Origin of the sequence: Paenibacillus sp. FSL L8-0502 (assembly GCF_038593055.1) — a bacterium.
Lineage (GTDB): Bacteria > Bacillota > Bacilli > Paenibacillales > Paenibacillaceae > Paenibacillus > Paenibacillus polymyxa_D.
Window position 1 is genome coordinate 1,954,642 of sequence record NZ_CP151958.1, and the last position, 14,363, is coordinate 1,969,004.

Below are 14,363 nucleotides of genomic sequence, written 5' to 3' on the forward strand. Positions count from 1 at the left end.
ATCATTTCAATGCTGGATTTTAAGTGCGCACGGTTTTACTTTCCTTCAGTTAGCTTTTCCATTTCTGTGATGACTTCTTCGAATACGCTCATCGCTTCGCGAATCGGCTGCGGAGAGGACATGTCAACGCCAGCTTTTTTCAAAATATTGATTGAATAATCACTGCCACCGCTCTTCAAGAAGCCCAAGTAACGGTCAACGGCTGGCTGGCCTTCTTCCAGAATCTGTTTCGAGAAACTGGTTGCTGCCGAGAAGCCAGTAGCATATTTGTAGACATAAAAACTGTTATAAAAATGGGGGATTCGTGCCCATTCCATTTCAATGTCTTTATCTACCTTCATGCCTGGTCCGTGGTATTTCACATTCAGATCATAGTAAATCTCTGATAAAAGCTGCGGTGTGAGGGATTCCCCCTGTTCAGCGCGTTCATGTACAATTTTCTCAAATTCCGCAAACATGGTTTGACGGAATACCGTTGTGCGGAATTGATCTGCATAGTAGGTGAGAAGGTACATTTTCTCTTTTGGATCGGTTGATTTGTTCAGCAGGTAGTCCATTAGCAACGCTTCATTGGTTGTGGATGCCACTTCAGCCAGGAAAATGGTGTACTGTGCATCTCTATACTTCAATGCGTTGTCTGAATAGTACGAATGCAACGCATGCCCCATTTCATGAGCAAGTGTGAACATGCTGTTCAGGTTATTTTTATGATTCAGCAGCACATAGGGGTGGGTACCATAAGCTCCCCAACTGTATGCACCCGTACGTTTGTTTTCATTCTCGTATACGTCGATCCAGCGCTCATCATAGCCTTTTTGCAACGAAGCCAGATAGTCCGCGCCCAGTGGCTTAAGGCCTTCCTTTGTTTGCTTTTTGGCGTCTTCATACGTAATGTCCATCTTGTATTCGTCCACAAGTGGAGCGAACAAATCATACATATGGAGCTCATCCACACCTAACAACTTCTTACGCAACTTCATGTAACGATGGAGCAGGGGCAAGCTTTCATGAATGGTGTCAATGAGATTCGTATACACTTCCTTCGGAATATTGTCACCGTATAGTGACATTTCCAGTACAGAAGGGTATTTGCGAACACGAGAATAAAAAATATTTTTGTTCACATTGGCACTTAGTGTAGAAGCAATTGTATTTTTATTTTTGGCATACGTGTCATACACCGCTTTAAAAGCACGTTCGCGTACTTCGCGGTGTGGACTTTCGAGGAATTGAATGTAGCTGCCATGAGTCAGCTCAACCTCTTTGCCGTTCTCATCCTTAATTTTTGGAAACTTCAGATCAGCATTGTTGAGCATGCCGAAAATCGTTTGCGGGGCTTGAGCCAGATTGCCAACCTGAGCGAGCAGCGCTTCTTCTGTCTTGCCCAAAATATGTGCTTTTTCCCGCTTCATTTCTTGAAGGGTGAACCGATAATCTGCAAGCTTCGGATCTTCAATGAAGGCATCGAGCTGATGATCTGGCAGTGCCAAAATTTCAGGTGTCACAAAAGAAAGAGACTCGCTAACCTCAACGCCTAATTTTTTGGCTTTTTGCGAAAGACCCTGGTATGTAGGTTCAGCTGTATCCTCATCATGATGCAGATGTGCGTACACATATACACGCTCGGTTTTCAGCGACAATTCATCTTCCAATTTAAAGCAGTTGCCAATCGATTCTGCTGAATTGAGCTTGCCTTGGAATTGTTCAGCCTTTTTGGCTAGTTGTTTGACTTCTTCGTATTCTTGATCCCATGCTTTGCGGTTGGGAAACAGATCTTCCAATTTCCATGTATTTTCCACTGGCGCATCAGCGCGTTTTACAATTTCACTCATGGAGAGCCTCCTCTGATCGAACGTAATGTGGGGTAGGGCTGCGGCAGTAAGGGACGGATGCCAAAACGAAGAAACCGCCACGCTTACCGTAAGCAGCAGGGCAAGAGGTTTTACAGGATGCATGTAACGGCAGATCCTCCTTATACCATGGCTTGTTATGCCATAGTATGACCTCTTACGCCCGAAAGTATAATTTTCCTTACTGTGGGTTGGAACCTATATTTAATAAGCTGTATACAATGAGATAAAAGGCAAAGCAAACCATGATTACAGCAGTGAGGGCCATCCACTTTTTGAGAGGAGTCGGTATCGTATCACGCTTCATGATCAGCACTCCGCCCAGCGTGAAGGCCAGAATAATGAAGATGAGATAGCTGTTGGACACCATGAATAGGCTAGACCTGTTTGAAAGCGTTCATGATCCGCTGCCATTCTTCCTCATTATCTTGAAAGGACTGCTTGGGAAACCGATTTTGAGCCCAATGCATCAGCGCCGGGCGGCTTAAAAACGTGTGGGCTTCCTCGCCCCAATCATCGGATATTTCCCGTAGAACGATGTAACGGCCCTGCACCTCGACAGTCATCATGTTCCAATTGTCTTTTTTGTATATTTCGTGTTTTTTCATCATATGCATGTCTCCGATTTTATAGATGTTTTGGTTCATGATACCGCAGTTTCCGCCGCAAAAGCAAATCATTCCAGCCCAAAAAACCCGGAAAAACATCAATTGCATTGTGAAAAAGCATGAAGTATAATATGGATATTCGCCATAGATGGCGGTATTTTTAGGAGGTTGTTCACTTGAAAGGTACAGTTAAATGGTTTAACGCAGAAAAAGGTTATGGCTTCATTCAAATGGATGGTGGCGAGGACGTATTCGTACATTTCTCCGCAATCCAAGGCGACGGCTTTAAAACTTTGGAAGAAGGTCAAGCGGTTGAATTCGAAATTACTGAAGGTAACCGTGGACCCCAAGCAGCTAACGTAATCAAACTGTAAGTGTAACTGAATTGTAAGAATGGTTCCGTTTCTACGGATGTCTTATATATTACGGTTAAACTATGAATTGAGAGCGCAGTTCCTTTATTTTAAGGGACTGCGCTTTTTTGCGTAAATACGTTTATGATATGAGAAGATTGAGCAGGAATAGGGTATTATACGTAATAAAACTAGGCAGAAGACATTATAGATTGAAGGAGTTGAGAAAATGAGTGCAGCAGAGGCTAGTCGTAAGCCTTCCTTGATTGAAGGTCCTATTGCTAAAACGCTGTTTATGTTCTCTTTGCCGATGCTGTTCGGCAACATTCTGCAATCCCTGAATGGAACGATTAATTCGATCTGGGTTGGGAAATTTCTGGGAGAGGCCGCCTTGACTGCCGCTTCCAACGGAAATATTATAATGTTTTTTCTTATCAGTTCCATTTTTGGTGTCACTATGGCTGCCACTATTATGATTGGACAAAATATCGGAGCAGGAGACGTAGCTGAAACCAAGCGTGTAGTAGGTACAAGTGCAGTCTTTTTTCTGGTGCTCGCTTTTGCTATAGGTATTATCGGATTTTTGAGTGCGCCTTGGATACTTCATGTACTCAATACCCCTGCTGAATCGGTAGATATGGCGATCACGTATACGCGTATTATTTTCGCAGGCATGCCCTTTTTGTACGGCTATAATTACATCATGACTGTAATGAGAGGGGCTGGAGATTCCAAAACACCATTTTATTTTCTGATCGTTTCCGTCGTACTGGATGTACTACTCAACCCGCTGTTCATATTCGGATGGGGACCGATTCCTGCTATGGGCATTGGAGGTTCCGCTACTGCTACCCTGATTGCTCAAGGGATCAGCTTTGTGTTGATTCTCATTTATCTATATCGTGTAAAATATTTTTTGCGCATTACATCTTCAGAGCTTCACTTACTTAGATTTGATTGGAAGATTATTTGGACCCTAATCCGTAAGGGAGTGCCGATGGGGTTGCAAATGATTGCTGTCTCTACCAGCGCGATTGCTTTAATGAATCTGATTAACGGCTACGGGACAGTTGCAGCTGCAGCTTATACAGCAGCCAATAATTTGTCCAGCTATGTACAGATGCCGGCAATGGCGTTAGGTGCAGCTGTATCTTCCTTTGCCGCTCAAAATATCGGAGCCGGACGTTGGGATCGAGTGCGCACGACAACCTGGATTGGGATTGTGTATAATTTTGTATTGACTGGTGGAGCTGTGGTATTAATTTACGTGTTTAACCGTCAGGCCTTGCTCATGTTTCTTCCTTCTACAGGGGGTGCATTGGAATTGGGAATGCGGATTAATATGATCACCTTGTGGTCTTTTGTTATATTCGGTGTTACCAATGTCATTACAGGGGTTGTTCGATCAACGGGTTCCGTAATGATACCGCTTTTAATTACCATTATTTCATTATGGGGCATTCGTATACCTTTGGCCTATGCATTTGTTGATGAGTATGGTCTAGATGCTGTATGGTGGAGCTTTCCTGTTGGTTTTGCTATCTCTGCCGTAGCAGTCATTTTCTATTATGCTTTCGGGAAATGGAAGCAGGCAAGTATGGAAGAGGGAATCCAAGGCGTGAAGCCAGCAGAGGACAAGGATAGGTAGGCCCTTTATACTATTTTCGACTAATAAAACATTACAGGTATAAAGTCTTTTAATGAGAATAGCTCATTTTTCTTGAATTTTAAAGAAAAAAGTGAGGTTGTTCATTTGTGCTAAAAGGACGATCATATTATAATGGATATGGTTTGGATAGGTATAATTACGTAGACAACAATGTGGAGGCACCGTCATTTGAGTTATGTTGAGCAAGGACGTTATCAAGTACCGAGAGGCCCCATAGGTCTAATGAGCCGAATGTACAAGCACATTCTCCCTGAAACGAAACAAGAATTGAGTAACTGGAAGAGCAAGGCCGAACAAATTCCGGACCCTGAACTGCGAAGCCAGGCGCTTGCGAGCATAGCGGATAAGACATTTCACTGCGTGGGTGGAGCGGTTTATGCCGCAGCTAATATGTCTGCCCGGCAGACGTTAATTCCGCTGATCGTAGCGTATCAGACCATTAGTGATTATCTGGACAACCTGTGTGATCGCAGTACATCCATGGACCCGGATGATTTTAGGCTGTTGCATCAGGCTATGCTGGATGCGATTAATCCGACGGCTAGGCCAGTGAATTATTATGAGTTGCGTCGTGAGCAGGAGGATGGCGGTTATTTGACTGGGCTGGTGACAACCTGTCAGTCTTGTGTAAGCAGGCTTCCGGGCTATGAGGCGGCAATGCCTTACGTTCAGGATTTGGCGCGATTATACACGGATTTGCAAGTATACAAGCATATTAAACCCGAGCTGCGGGAACAAGCGCTTTTGGACTGGTGGTCGCTTCATAAAGACCGTACACCAGAGTTGCGCTGGAATGAGTTTGCTGCGGCTACCGGTTCAACTCTGGGGGTCTTTATGCTGTTTCTTGCTGCCAGCGACCAGCATCTGACAGATGCGGGGGCTGCCTCAATACATGCATCGTATTTTCCACATGTGTGCAGTCTTCATATTTTGCTGGATTATCTAATCGATCAAGACGAAGACCGGAAGGGCGGAGATCTTAACTTTTGCAATTATTATGAAGATACCGACATGATGCTAAACCGGATCGCCTACGTTGTGAATCGGGCGCGGGCTGATATTGCAGATGTCCCTGCCAGCTCCTTTCACCGGATGATTATCGAGGGATTGCTGGCTTTATATTTATCCGACCCTAAAGTTAGCGAGCAGCAAGACGTTCGCGCTGTTTCGAGACGTTTAATGAAAAATAGTCCGCTCATGCGTTTGTTTTTCTTATTAAACAGTCGATGGATAAGAAGGCTTATATGATTATTTTGAGGAGGTCATAAACCATGACAGCAGTTAAGAAAATTGCAGTATTAACAAGTGGTGGAGATTCACAAGGGATGAACGCGGCAGTTCGCGCCGTCGTACGTAGCGGATTGTATTTCGGACTGGAAGTATTCGGGATTCAACGTGGTTATCAAGGCCTTTTGAACGACGATATTTTTCCAATGGATCTGAGAAGCGTCGGAGATATTATCCAACGTGGGGGTACTGTACTTCAATCTGCAAGATGCCTGGAATTTACGACTGAAGAAGGGCAGAAAAAAGGCGCGCAAATTTTGCGTGACCGTGGGATTGACGGCGTAGTCGTGATTGGTGGAGACGGTTCCTACCAAGGAGCTAACAAACTGACCAAGCAAGGCATTAAAACCATGTGTCTTCCGGGTACGATTGACAATGACATTTCCTTCACGGACTACACGATTGGTTTTGATACAGCGGTTAGTATCGTAGTGGACGCAATCAACAAGCTGCGTGATACAATGTCATCTCATGAACGTTCTTCCATTGTTGAAGTTATGGGACGTCATTGTGGTGATATTGCTTTGCATGCGGGTCTGGCTTCTGGCGCAGAAACAATTTTGGTGCCTGAGGTAGAATTTGACCTGAACGAAGTATCTGATCGTATGAAACAAAATTTCAAGCATGGCAAGCGCCACAGTATTATTATCGTTGCGGAAGGCGTAGGCAAAGGTGAAGATGTAGCAAAGGTAATCCAAGAAAACTGTCCGGATTATGAGCCTCGTGTTACAGTGCTTGGACACATCCAACGTGGAGGCACACCAACCGCGTTTGACCGCAACCTGGCGAGCCGTTTGGGTGACTTTGCTGTTCGCCAATTGATCGAGGGCATATCTGATAAGGCTTGCGGAACGATCGACGGTAAGTTGGTAGCCACAGATATTGACAAGGTTGTAAATACTAAAAAAGATTTCAACATGGAGCTTTATGAGCTTGCTTTGCGTTTGTCGCAATAATAAGAGCCTTCTACGTACAGTAGATCGGTTCTGATATTGGAAAAGATCAAAATTATGCGGATGACCCGAGTCATCCGCTATTTTTTAGCTTTGAGTCCTATCAGGAGGTAGTCATACATGTACCTATTCAAAATCGAAGTGGATAGTTCGGAAGGAGCGCTGACTGTCATTCTCGCTGCTGAAAATGAAGAACAGGCATTTGAAGAGATTGAACAACATGTGGAGAGACACTTTCTATATCCTCCCAAGCTGAACGAAGTGGCTATTGTGGAGAAAAAACGAATAACATTAGGCGCAGCATATGTAATCGAGACACGCAAAGGCTAAATAACCTCTGCGTGTTGTTTTTTTTCGGAGAAACGACGTTGTACTTTCACCAGACGCCAGAGAAGTAAAATAGCACCTACTGCCAACCCTGTAATCAAACCGATCCAGTAGCCGTAGGGCCCCAATGAAGTCCAGCGTGCCAGTATATATCCTACAGGAAGCCCAATGACCCAATAGGAGAGGAATGTGAGCAAAAAGGCTGGATTGACGTCTTTATACCCGCGTAGCGCTCCTTGTGTAGGTGTAGCGACAGCATCAGATATCTGAAAGAAAATCGCATAGATTAGAAAATGCTGTGCCAATTGAATGACCTGCAGATCGGTGGAGTAAAGTCGAGCAACCTGTTCACCCCAGATAAGCAGTACAATAGCTGTAATCAGTGATAGACCTACTGCGCTGCTGATGCCCATTACACTATAAGCTTTGGCATCCCGCGGCCGAGTAGCTCCTGTTTCATAGCCAACCAGAATCGTAAGTGCCATGCAAATGCTGAGTGGAATCATATATAACGTAGATGCAAAGTTCATCGCGGCCTGATGTGCGGCTATGGTAGCTGTATTATAGCTACTCATGAAGAGAGTGACGGCTGAAAAGACGGCAGTCTCAAAAAATATTGCAAATCCAATCGGTACTCCAATCTTGATGAGCTCTTTCAAAGCACTAGCAGCAATCCCGTATATTTTGCTGAAGATTCGGTATTCGGCAAATATTTTTCCCCGATGCGCAGTGATACCAGCGACCAGCATAATGATCCAGTAGGTGGTTGCCGTTGCCACCCCGGAGCCTACACCTCCCAGACGCGGAAAACCCCAGTTCCCATAAATAAGTAGATAGTTCAACAAGACATTGATGGGTAACGACATGAGCGTGATTAACATCGTAAAGCGGGTTTGTCCCAATGCATCCATAAAGCTTCGGAGCACCGTGTAGGCAAATAGAGGAACAATACCGAAGGCCATCGCACAAAGATAGTACAGAGCTACATTATGAACTCTCAATTCCAGATTCATACCATTTAGAATAGGCTTGACCAAAATGATGCCAGCAATCAAAACGACCATGGATAGGGCAAGAGAGAGCCAAAGTGCTTGAATGACATAGTAGGAGACTTTATCTTTGCGCTGTGCTCCCACTAATTGAGATACAATAGGTGTGATAGCCATAAGTATTCCGTTAAGGCCTGTTTGTACAGGAATCCACAGACTTACTCCGATGGCTACTCCAGCCAGATCGGCAGGGGAAAAGTGTCCCGACATATTCGTATCGAAAAAAGTCATGGCAGATAGTGCAAGCTGGGTAATCAGGATAGGGAGCAAAATGTATAAAAGCTGCTTCCATTTCTGCCCCGTTGTTGAAGTCAATTGCATTTTTGTTTTCCTCATTTACTAGGGATTGAATATTCGTATGTATCATAACATGTAAGTATTTATTGTAAGGGATACCGCCACATTTGAACAGTAATAAAAAAGACTGCACCCGTTCGCCAAACAACGGGACAGCCTTCGAAAAAATTATATAATTTCTAAATTTCGTATTAGATAACGAGAAGTCCGGAGGGATAAATTATTTGTAAGTTACTCCGCTTGAATAGCGGTTTGTGGCATTCCAGAGTAAATATTCATCCACTTTCATATCCTTAAGCGCTCGAATTTGGTCCTCTACTTGAGTTTTTCCATACTTAGCATAATGTCCGCTTCCTAACCAACTTGCAGTAAAATCCTGGATCCAAGGACGAATAATTGGCTTTAGCTTGCCTGTCGGATCTAGCTTTTTGTGTGTATCGACCATGGAGCCTTTAATCGTCTGGTAGGGATTCTTATCAGGGTCTTTTACACCGAACCAGCCTGTGGTGTAGTGACTTGGATAAACCATGGGTGAAATGACATCCACATTTTCGGAAATTTTAGTGAAATCCTGTCCGATTCCCTCCGCAGCAGGAACGGATGCGGCATATCCAAAAATATCTACGGATACTCGTACACCTAATGGAGCAAGCTCTCTGCGGGCATATTGTACGAATTCAGCGACTGCATCCGAGCGGGATTGATCTGATTTGGTATATTTCAGCTTGTCTGCTCTTTTCTCAAAGCCTTCGGGGAAACGTACATAGTCAAATTGAATTTCCTTAAAACCAAGTTTGGCTGCTTCCTTAGCGATGGCTATATTATAATCCCATACTTCTTTATTATAGGGATTGACGAACCCGTCTCCCTTGCCGTTTTTCCAGACAGAGCCGTCAGGATTACGGAAAGACATCTCGGGATTTTTGTTGGCCAGTACCGTATCTTTAAATACGACAATACGAGCAATCGGGTAAACATTATGCTTTTTCAATCGGTCCATCAAACCGGAAATATCCCGAATGAATTTTTGCGGCTTGCCCAATTTGAGCAGCTCGGGATTGGACGTTGGATAAGTGATATAACCTGCATCGTCTTTAATATCAATAACCATGGAATTGAGCTCTGTCTTATCAAGCAGTTCAAGCAGCTGGGTCATACGCGAACCGCCTGCGCTATAAGCTGTGACATAGATGCCCTTGATAGCAGGAGTCGTCGGTTGTGGGTCAATTTTAACCGGAGGATTGGAGGCATCCACCTTCATCTTATTGTGCTGAGCCTGAATCATGGCGCTGCTAATTGTTGTTGCCACCGTATCTTTTACATTTGGAGTGTTGGCTGACTGGTCCCCGTTTCCGCCTATCCCCATCGCCAATAGCATAATTGCCCAAATCATATTCATTTCCTAACTCTCTCCCTTATGGATGTCGCTTACCTGATTATACGTAAAGTTATGTATCGAAAAAAAACACGCTTGTAACCAATACTGGAATCATCAGGCACAGTCTTACATGATTAACCCAACTTATGTTTATTGAATCCATAAAAATGCATAAATAATGCCGCTCTCTTCGCAGTTGTAGATGCAACCGGAAGAAGCGGCACTTGGTAAAGAAATTTATTGAAGATAATTATTGTCTTGATGCTCGCAAATACTGTACTGAATAATTTCTAGCGCATCCGTTGGCTTGAGTATGGACATCCCGTCCCGAAGCACAATCATCGAGTTCAGCTCATCCTTTTTGAGAGAAGGGAGCATTTCCGGATACCATCTTAAGACAATGTCGGACAGTTTTACCGTTTCCATTTCCACAAAAATCACCCTTTCCTGCTCGGAATCATTCCAAAAGAATCATTCAATACGATTCGGAAAAGCAAAGTGCCTGTGAAATAGCAGGTAAAGCTGGTCTTTATATACTATGGGAACAGCGCACATATAGTGTACCACAGAAACTGTATTTTGACACTTGGGTTTGTGCTTATCTTCGGCGAAATGAACCCATCACCCCAACCGTTTCCACAATATTGACAAAAGCAGAAGGGTCCACTTCTTTAATGATCCGTTTTAATTCAACTAGCTCGTAGCGTGTCGTGACAGTCATCAGCATGTCTTTTTCAGTATGTGAAAATGCGCCTTCAATTTTTATTTTGCTAACACCGCGTGGTGTGGTTAACATCCGCTCCAGTAGCTTGTCGGTGTGTTCTGTAATAATGTAGACGGTAATCTTCGTGTGACTGACATAGATTTGATCTAACACTTTGCCAGTCACAAAAATAGATAGCATCGACGCAAGTGCAATATTCCAATCATCGTTCAAATATCCTGCTGCAAGAATGACCAGTCCATTCATGCCAACAAGTACAGTTCCTACGGGGAAGTCACGATAACGAGTGACGATGGAACCGATAATGTCAAAACCGCCCGTAGACCCCCCTACCCGAAAGGAAATTCCTGCTCCAACGCCGATCATCACTCCTCCAAAAACGGAGGCTAGCAGGGGGTCCGACACGACAGATCGCACCGGCACCAAGGCCAAAATCCATGTTGTAACGACAACGGATAAAATGCTCAGGCTAATAAAACGCTTGCCTAAAATAAACCAGCCTGTAATAAGCATCGGGATATTGATAATAAAATACATCGCGCTGATATCAAATTTTGTGAAGTAGCCGATTAACATGGAAAGCCCAGCTACTCCTCCGCTCAGCAAGTGGTGTGGCACGAGAAACAGATTAAAACCGCATGCAATGGCAGCGGCTCCAAGAATGACAGTTAAGCAGTTTAACACCATTTTTAACAACTTATTTTCACCTCATTTAAATTATACGGGAAGCAACTTGCTGGTATTCATGAATTGTTCTGTGCTATAATGCGATGTGGATATTCTTGAGTAGGGACCTATGTCCAGAGAAACACTTAAAATTTAAACTGTTTTAAAAAGGATAAATTCGTTTAAGATGTATCGGATAGGTTCCCCAAATTCATTACAGAAAGTTGCAGTTATAGGTCTAAATAAACTGTCACTGTATTGGGGAAAACTTATACAATAATATCGCTACTTAAGAATACAGACAACATTGTGGATTGTCCACCACATCCACCATTAAGAAGGAGTTTGAATAAATTTGACGACATTTGCAGAATTTGATCTTGAACCGAAAGTAATTCAGGCGATTACAGAACTGGGTTTTGAAGAAGCAACACCAATTCAATCGCAATCCATCCCGATTGCACTACAAGGCAGAGACATGATTGGCCAAGCCCAAACAGGTACTGGTAAAACTGCTGCGTTTGGTATTCCGCTGATCAACAAAATTTCTAGAAGCGACGAAAAAATCAGAGCTCTGATCATGGCACCAACACGTGAGCTTGCTATCCAGGTAGCTGAAGAAATCGAAAAACTCTCCCGTTTCAAAGGTCTTCGTACTTTGCCAATCTATGGTGGACAAGATATCGTACGCCAGATTCGCGCTTTGAAAAAGAAACCTCAAATTATTATTGGTACGCCAGGACGCTTGCTTGACCATATTAATCGTAAAACCATCAAGCTGGAAGATGTAAACACAGTTGTTTTGGATGAAGCAGATGAAATGTTGGATATGGGTTTTATGGAAGATATTCAATCCATTCTGAAGCAAGTTCCAGACGAGCGTCAAACGATGCTTTTCTCGGCTACAATGCCTCCTAATATTAAAAGATTGGCTGAACAATTCCTCAAAAATCCTGAGCATGTTTCAGTTATTCCTAAACAAGTTAGTGCTCCACTGATTGATCAGGCCTATATCGAAGTTCCTGAGCGTCAAAAATTCGAAGCATTGAGCCGTTTGATCGACATGGAATCCCCAGAACTTGCTATCGTATTTGGTCGTACCAAGCGTCGGGTAGACGAGCTGGCTGAAGCTCTGCAAAAACGCGGATATTCTGCAGACGGTTTGCATGGTGACTTGTCTCAAAACCAACGTGATGCTGTAATGCGTAAATTCCGTGACGGAAGCATCGATGTGCTCGTAGCGACTGATGTAGCTGCCCGTGGCTTGGACGTTTCCGGTGTAACTCACGTTGTGAACTTTGACCTTCCGCAAGATCCAGAAAGCTATGTTCACCGTATTGGACGTACTGGACGTGCAGGTAAAGAAGGGGAAGCTTGGTCTTTCGTAACGCCTCGTGAAATTGACCATTTGCACTTTATCGAACGTGTAACTCGTCACCGCATTCCACGCAAGCCGCTTCCAACGTTGGCTGAAGCTCTGGAAGGCAAACAACGTATCATTGCTGAACGTCTCCTAGAGGCTGTAGAAAGCGGCGAGCTGAACGAGTACAAAGGTTTGGCTATTCAAATGCTGGAGCAATATGATTCTGTGCAACTTCTCTCCGCAGCTCTAAAACTAATGACTGGTGAGAAGAGAGAAGCATCGATTGAGCTGACTCCAGAAGATCCGATCCGTGCAAAACGTCGTAAACCAGACGTGCGTTCTGGCGGTCGCAAGCCTTCCAACTACAGCGGTCGCAGCAACGGTGGTTACAATTCCAACCGTTCCGGTGGTAGCGGCGGAAGTGGCAGCAAAGGTGGATATGGCGGTTACAACCGTGGCAAAGAAGGCGGTGGCTACAACCGTGATTCCGGAAGCCGGTACAGTGGAGATCGCAAACCACGCCCGAGCAGCAATGGGGAAACTCGTCGTCCTGCAAGACGTGAAGATTCCTCTTCCGAATAAGAAATGAAATAATGAAAAGTCGAAGCAGATGAAGCTTCGGCTTTTTTGTTATGATTGAATCAGTATGTATGAACCTTTTAGCAATCTGCTTTAATGAGGCACTTATTGATTTCACTGGCGCATTAGGGCTGAAATACGGTATGATATAGCCAAGAGCCGGAATTTATAGGCATAGCAACATGAGTCTTGGGAACTGCCAAGGCTTGCGGAGGGAGAGACTGACATTGGAGTTTAAAGGAGCTATGGGTGGTATTTACCGCCTGACCGAGTGGATTACCCGACTGGCGGCTACAAATTTGTTATGGGTGTTATGTTCGTCGCCTTTTGTGTTCTGCCTCATACTGAAATTACTTGTAATGAATCAGAATTTGGCTAATGAATCTTTACAAATGAATTGGGCGATGGCTGTTTTGGCACCGCTTACTTTATTTCCAGCCACATCGGCTATGTTCACGGTGGTTCGCAAATGGGTAATGGGGGATACCGATACAGGCGTGTTTCGTACCTTTTTTAAAGGGTACAAAGAGAACTATAAGCAGAGTCTGATCGGGGGTATCTTTTACACGTTACTGTTTGTCATCATGTATGTGGATTATACCGTATATATGACACAACTCAGCAACTTGCAAATCGTGGGCGTAATTATGCTCATTCTTATCATTATTTTGCTTGTGTCTATGTTTAACTTCTTTTCGATGGTGGCTCATTATCATATGTCTACCGGACAAATTATCAAAAATGCGGTTTTACTGACGCTGATTCGACCCTTCCGTGTATTTTCTACCATGCTCGGTAGCGCCGTTGTTATATTTATCGGAGTCAAATATCCTGTGCTTTTCTTATTCTTCATCGGTAGTGTAGTTGCCTGGTTCGCTTTCTTTAATTTTTATGGAACATTCCTTAAAATGCAGGATCAAATGGAAAAGATGAAGCAGAAAGATGAAGATACGGCAAGCATTGAAGACAAGAAAAGTGATAACCTCTAAAAATAAAACATATTTCTCCTAGCATTTACTTTCTGAGTGAGAAGCGCTATAATAAGGTCACATCCTGCGATGCACGTTACGGTCATTTGTTGTTTTGAACCAATGACAATGTCTAGGGAGATCTATACGGATGAATAGCTGAAAAGCCCTGTCAATTCCTGACAAGGGGACTTCAAAAGTTTATTCTGCGGTCACCCACCTGCTAAAGCAGGTTCAGAAGACGCTATGGTCGGACGGCATCGGCGGGTACTCCAAAGATAATGAATACACT

Annotated in this window: 14 protein-coding genes and 1 other RNA gene; 8 read left to right on the top strand and 7 right to left on the bottom strand. The window is 43.9% G+C overall.

Features of this window, described 5'->3' with window-relative positions; all coding sequences use genetic code 11:
• Positions 1–35 precede the first annotated feature (35 nt).
• From pepF to NSQ57_RS08825, 3 genes are all read right to left on the bottom strand, one after another.
• Positions 36–1,832 (bottom strand): oligoendopeptidase F, encoded by a 1,797-nt coding sequence (pepF, locus tag NSQ57_RS08815; protein ID WP_029516700.1) that lies wholly within the window; start codon positions 1,830–1,832, stop codon positions 36–38.
• Between the two features lie 199 nt (positions 1,833–2,031).
• Positions 2,032–2,220, bottom strand: a complete 189-nt coding sequence (locus tag NSQ57_RS08820) for a hypothetical protein (protein WP_029516701.1) — start codon at positions 2,218–2,220, stop codon at positions 2,032–2,034.
• A 7-nt stretch (positions 2,221–2,227) separates the two neighbouring features.
• Positions 2,228–2,461, bottom strand: a complete 234-nt coding sequence (locus NSQ57_RS08825) for a hypothetical protein (RefSeq protein ID WP_013309704.1) — start codon at positions 2,459–2,461, stop codon at positions 2,228–2,230.
• Between the two features lie 173 nt (positions 2,462–2,634).
• On the opposite strand from NSQ57_RS08825, the gene NSQ57_RS08830 reads away from it, so the two are divergent.
• From NSQ57_RS08830 to NSQ57_RS08850, 5 genes are all read left to right on the top strand, one after another.
• Complete coding sequence (locus NSQ57_RS08830; RefSeq protein ID WP_013309706.1) at positions 2,635–2,832, top strand: cold shock domain-containing protein; 198 nt, start codon at positions 2,635–2,637, stop codon at positions 2,830–2,832.
• Between the two features lie 208 nt (positions 2,833–3,040).
• Complete coding sequence (locus NSQ57_RS08835; protein ID WP_342425925.1) at positions 3,041–4,459, top strand: MATE family efflux transporter; 1,419 nt, start codon at positions 3,041–3,043, stop codon at positions 4,457–4,459.
• A gap of 189 nt (positions 4,460–4,648) precedes the next feature.
• Positions 4,649–5,728 carry a tetraprenyl-beta-curcumene synthase family protein gene (locus tag NSQ57_RS08840; RefSeq protein WP_039269998.1) on the top strand — a complete coding sequence of 360 codons (1,080 nt, stop codon included), beginning with the start codon at positions 4,649–4,651 and terminating at the stop codon, positions 5,726–5,728.
• Positions 5,729–5,751: 23 nt separating this feature from the next.
• Positions 5,752–6,723, top strand: coding sequence for a 6-phosphofructokinase (gene pfkA / locus NSQ57_RS08845; RefSeq protein WP_039269999.1), 972 nt, complete (start codon positions 5,752–5,754; stop codon positions 6,721–6,723).
• A gap of 117 nt (positions 6,724–6,840) precedes the next feature.
• Positions 6,841–7,050 carry a DUF3906 family protein gene (locus NSQ57_RS08850; RefSeq protein WP_013309710.1) on the top strand — a complete coding sequence of 70 codons (210 nt, stop codon included), beginning with the start codon at positions 6,841–6,843 and terminating at the stop codon, positions 7,048–7,050.
• Here NSQ57_RS08850 and NSQ57_RS08855 read toward each other — a convergent pair.
• From NSQ57_RS08855 to NSQ57_RS08870, 4 genes are all read right to left on the bottom strand, one after another.
• Entirely contained in the window at positions 7,047–8,417 is a 1,371-nt protein-coding gene (locus NSQ57_RS08855; RefSeq protein ID WP_342425926.1) for an MATE family efflux transporter, read from the bottom strand. The two genes, NSQ57_RS08850 and NSQ57_RS08855, sit on opposite strands and share 4 nt — an antisense overlap.
• Before the next feature lie 196 nt (positions 8,418–8,613).
• The gene (locus NSQ57_RS08860) at positions 8,614–9,792 is read right to left on the bottom strand and encodes a putative glycoside hydrolase (RefSeq protein ID WP_340955076.1); all 1,179 of its coding nucleotides are present in this window, start codon (positions 9,790–9,792) and stop codon (positions 8,614–8,616) included.
• 216 nt (positions 9,793–10,008) lie between these two features.
• Positions 10,009–10,197 (bottom strand): hypothetical protein, encoded by a 189-nt coding sequence (locus tag NSQ57_RS08865; RefSeq protein ID WP_080658605.1) that lies wholly within the window; start codon positions 10,195–10,197, stop codon positions 10,009–10,011.
• 172 nt (positions 10,198–10,369) lie between these two features.
• Positions 10,370–11,191 carry a YitT family protein gene (locus NSQ57_RS08870; RefSeq protein ID WP_029516708.1) on the bottom strand — a complete coding sequence of 274 codons (822 nt, stop codon included), beginning with the start codon at positions 11,189–11,191 and terminating at the stop codon, positions 10,370–10,372.
• 325 nt (positions 11,192–11,516) lie between these two features.
• Here NSQ57_RS08870 and NSQ57_RS08875 point away from each other — a divergent pair, with 325 nt between their 5' ends.
• The 3 genes from NSQ57_RS08875 to ssrS all read left to right on the top strand — a co-directional run bounded on the left by NSQ57_RS08875 (position 11,517) and on the right by ssrS (position 14,345).
• Positions 11,517–13,106, top strand: a complete 1,590-nt coding sequence (locus tag NSQ57_RS08875) for a DEAD/DEAH box helicase (protein ID WP_029516709.1) — start codon at positions 11,517–11,519, stop codon at positions 13,104–13,106.
• 224 nt (positions 13,107–13,330) lie between these two features.
• Positions 13,331–14,092 carry a DUF624 domain-containing protein gene (locus NSQ57_RS08880; protein WP_029516710.1) on the top strand — a complete coding sequence of 254 codons (762 nt, stop codon included), beginning with the start codon at positions 13,331–13,333 and terminating at the stop codon, positions 14,090–14,092.
• A 58-nt stretch (positions 14,093–14,150) separates the two neighbouring features.
• Positions 14,151–14,345, top strand: a non-coding RNA gene (gene ssrS / locus NSQ57_RS08885) — 6S RNA.
• The last annotated feature ends 18 nt before the right edge of the window (positions 14,346–14,363 follow it).

Excerpts from the sequence above, each read along its gene's own strand:
- pepF (WP_029516700.1), bottom strand. The coding sequence starts at position 1,832 with ATGAGTGAAATTGTAAAACGCGCTGATGCGCCAGTGGAAAATACATGG.
- NSQ57_RS08820 (WP_029516701.1), bottom strand. The coding sequence starts at position 2,220 with ATGGTGTCCAACAGCTATCTCATCTTCATTATTCTGGCCTTCACGCTG.
- NSQ57_RS08825 (WP_013309704.1), bottom strand. The coding sequence starts at position 2,461 with ATGATGAAAAAACACGAAATATACAAAAAAGACAATTGGAACATGATG.
- NSQ57_RS08835 (WP_342425925.1), top strand. The coding sequence starts at position 3,041 with ATGAGTGCAGCAGAGGCTAGTCGTAAGCCTTCCTTGATTGAAGGTCCT.
- pfkA (WP_039269999.1), top strand. The coding sequence starts at position 5,752 with ATGACAGCAGTTAAGAAAATTGCAGTATTAACAAGTGGTGGAGATTCA.
- NSQ57_RS08850 (WP_013309710.1), top strand. The coding sequence starts at position 6,841 with ATGTACCTATTCAAAATCGAAGTGGATAGTTCGGAAGGAGCGCTGACT.
- NSQ57_RS08855 (WP_342425926.1), bottom strand. The coding sequence starts at position 8,417 with ATGCAATTGACTTCAACAACGGGGCAGAAATGGAAGCAGCTTTTATAC.
- NSQ57_RS08860 (WP_340955076.1), bottom strand. The coding sequence starts at position 9,792 with ATGAATATGATTTGGGCAATTATGCTATTGGCGATGGGGATAGGCGGA.
- NSQ57_RS08865 (WP_080658605.1), bottom strand. The coding sequence starts at position 10,197 with ATGGAAACGGTAAAACTGTCCGACATTGTCTTAAGATGGTATCCGGAA.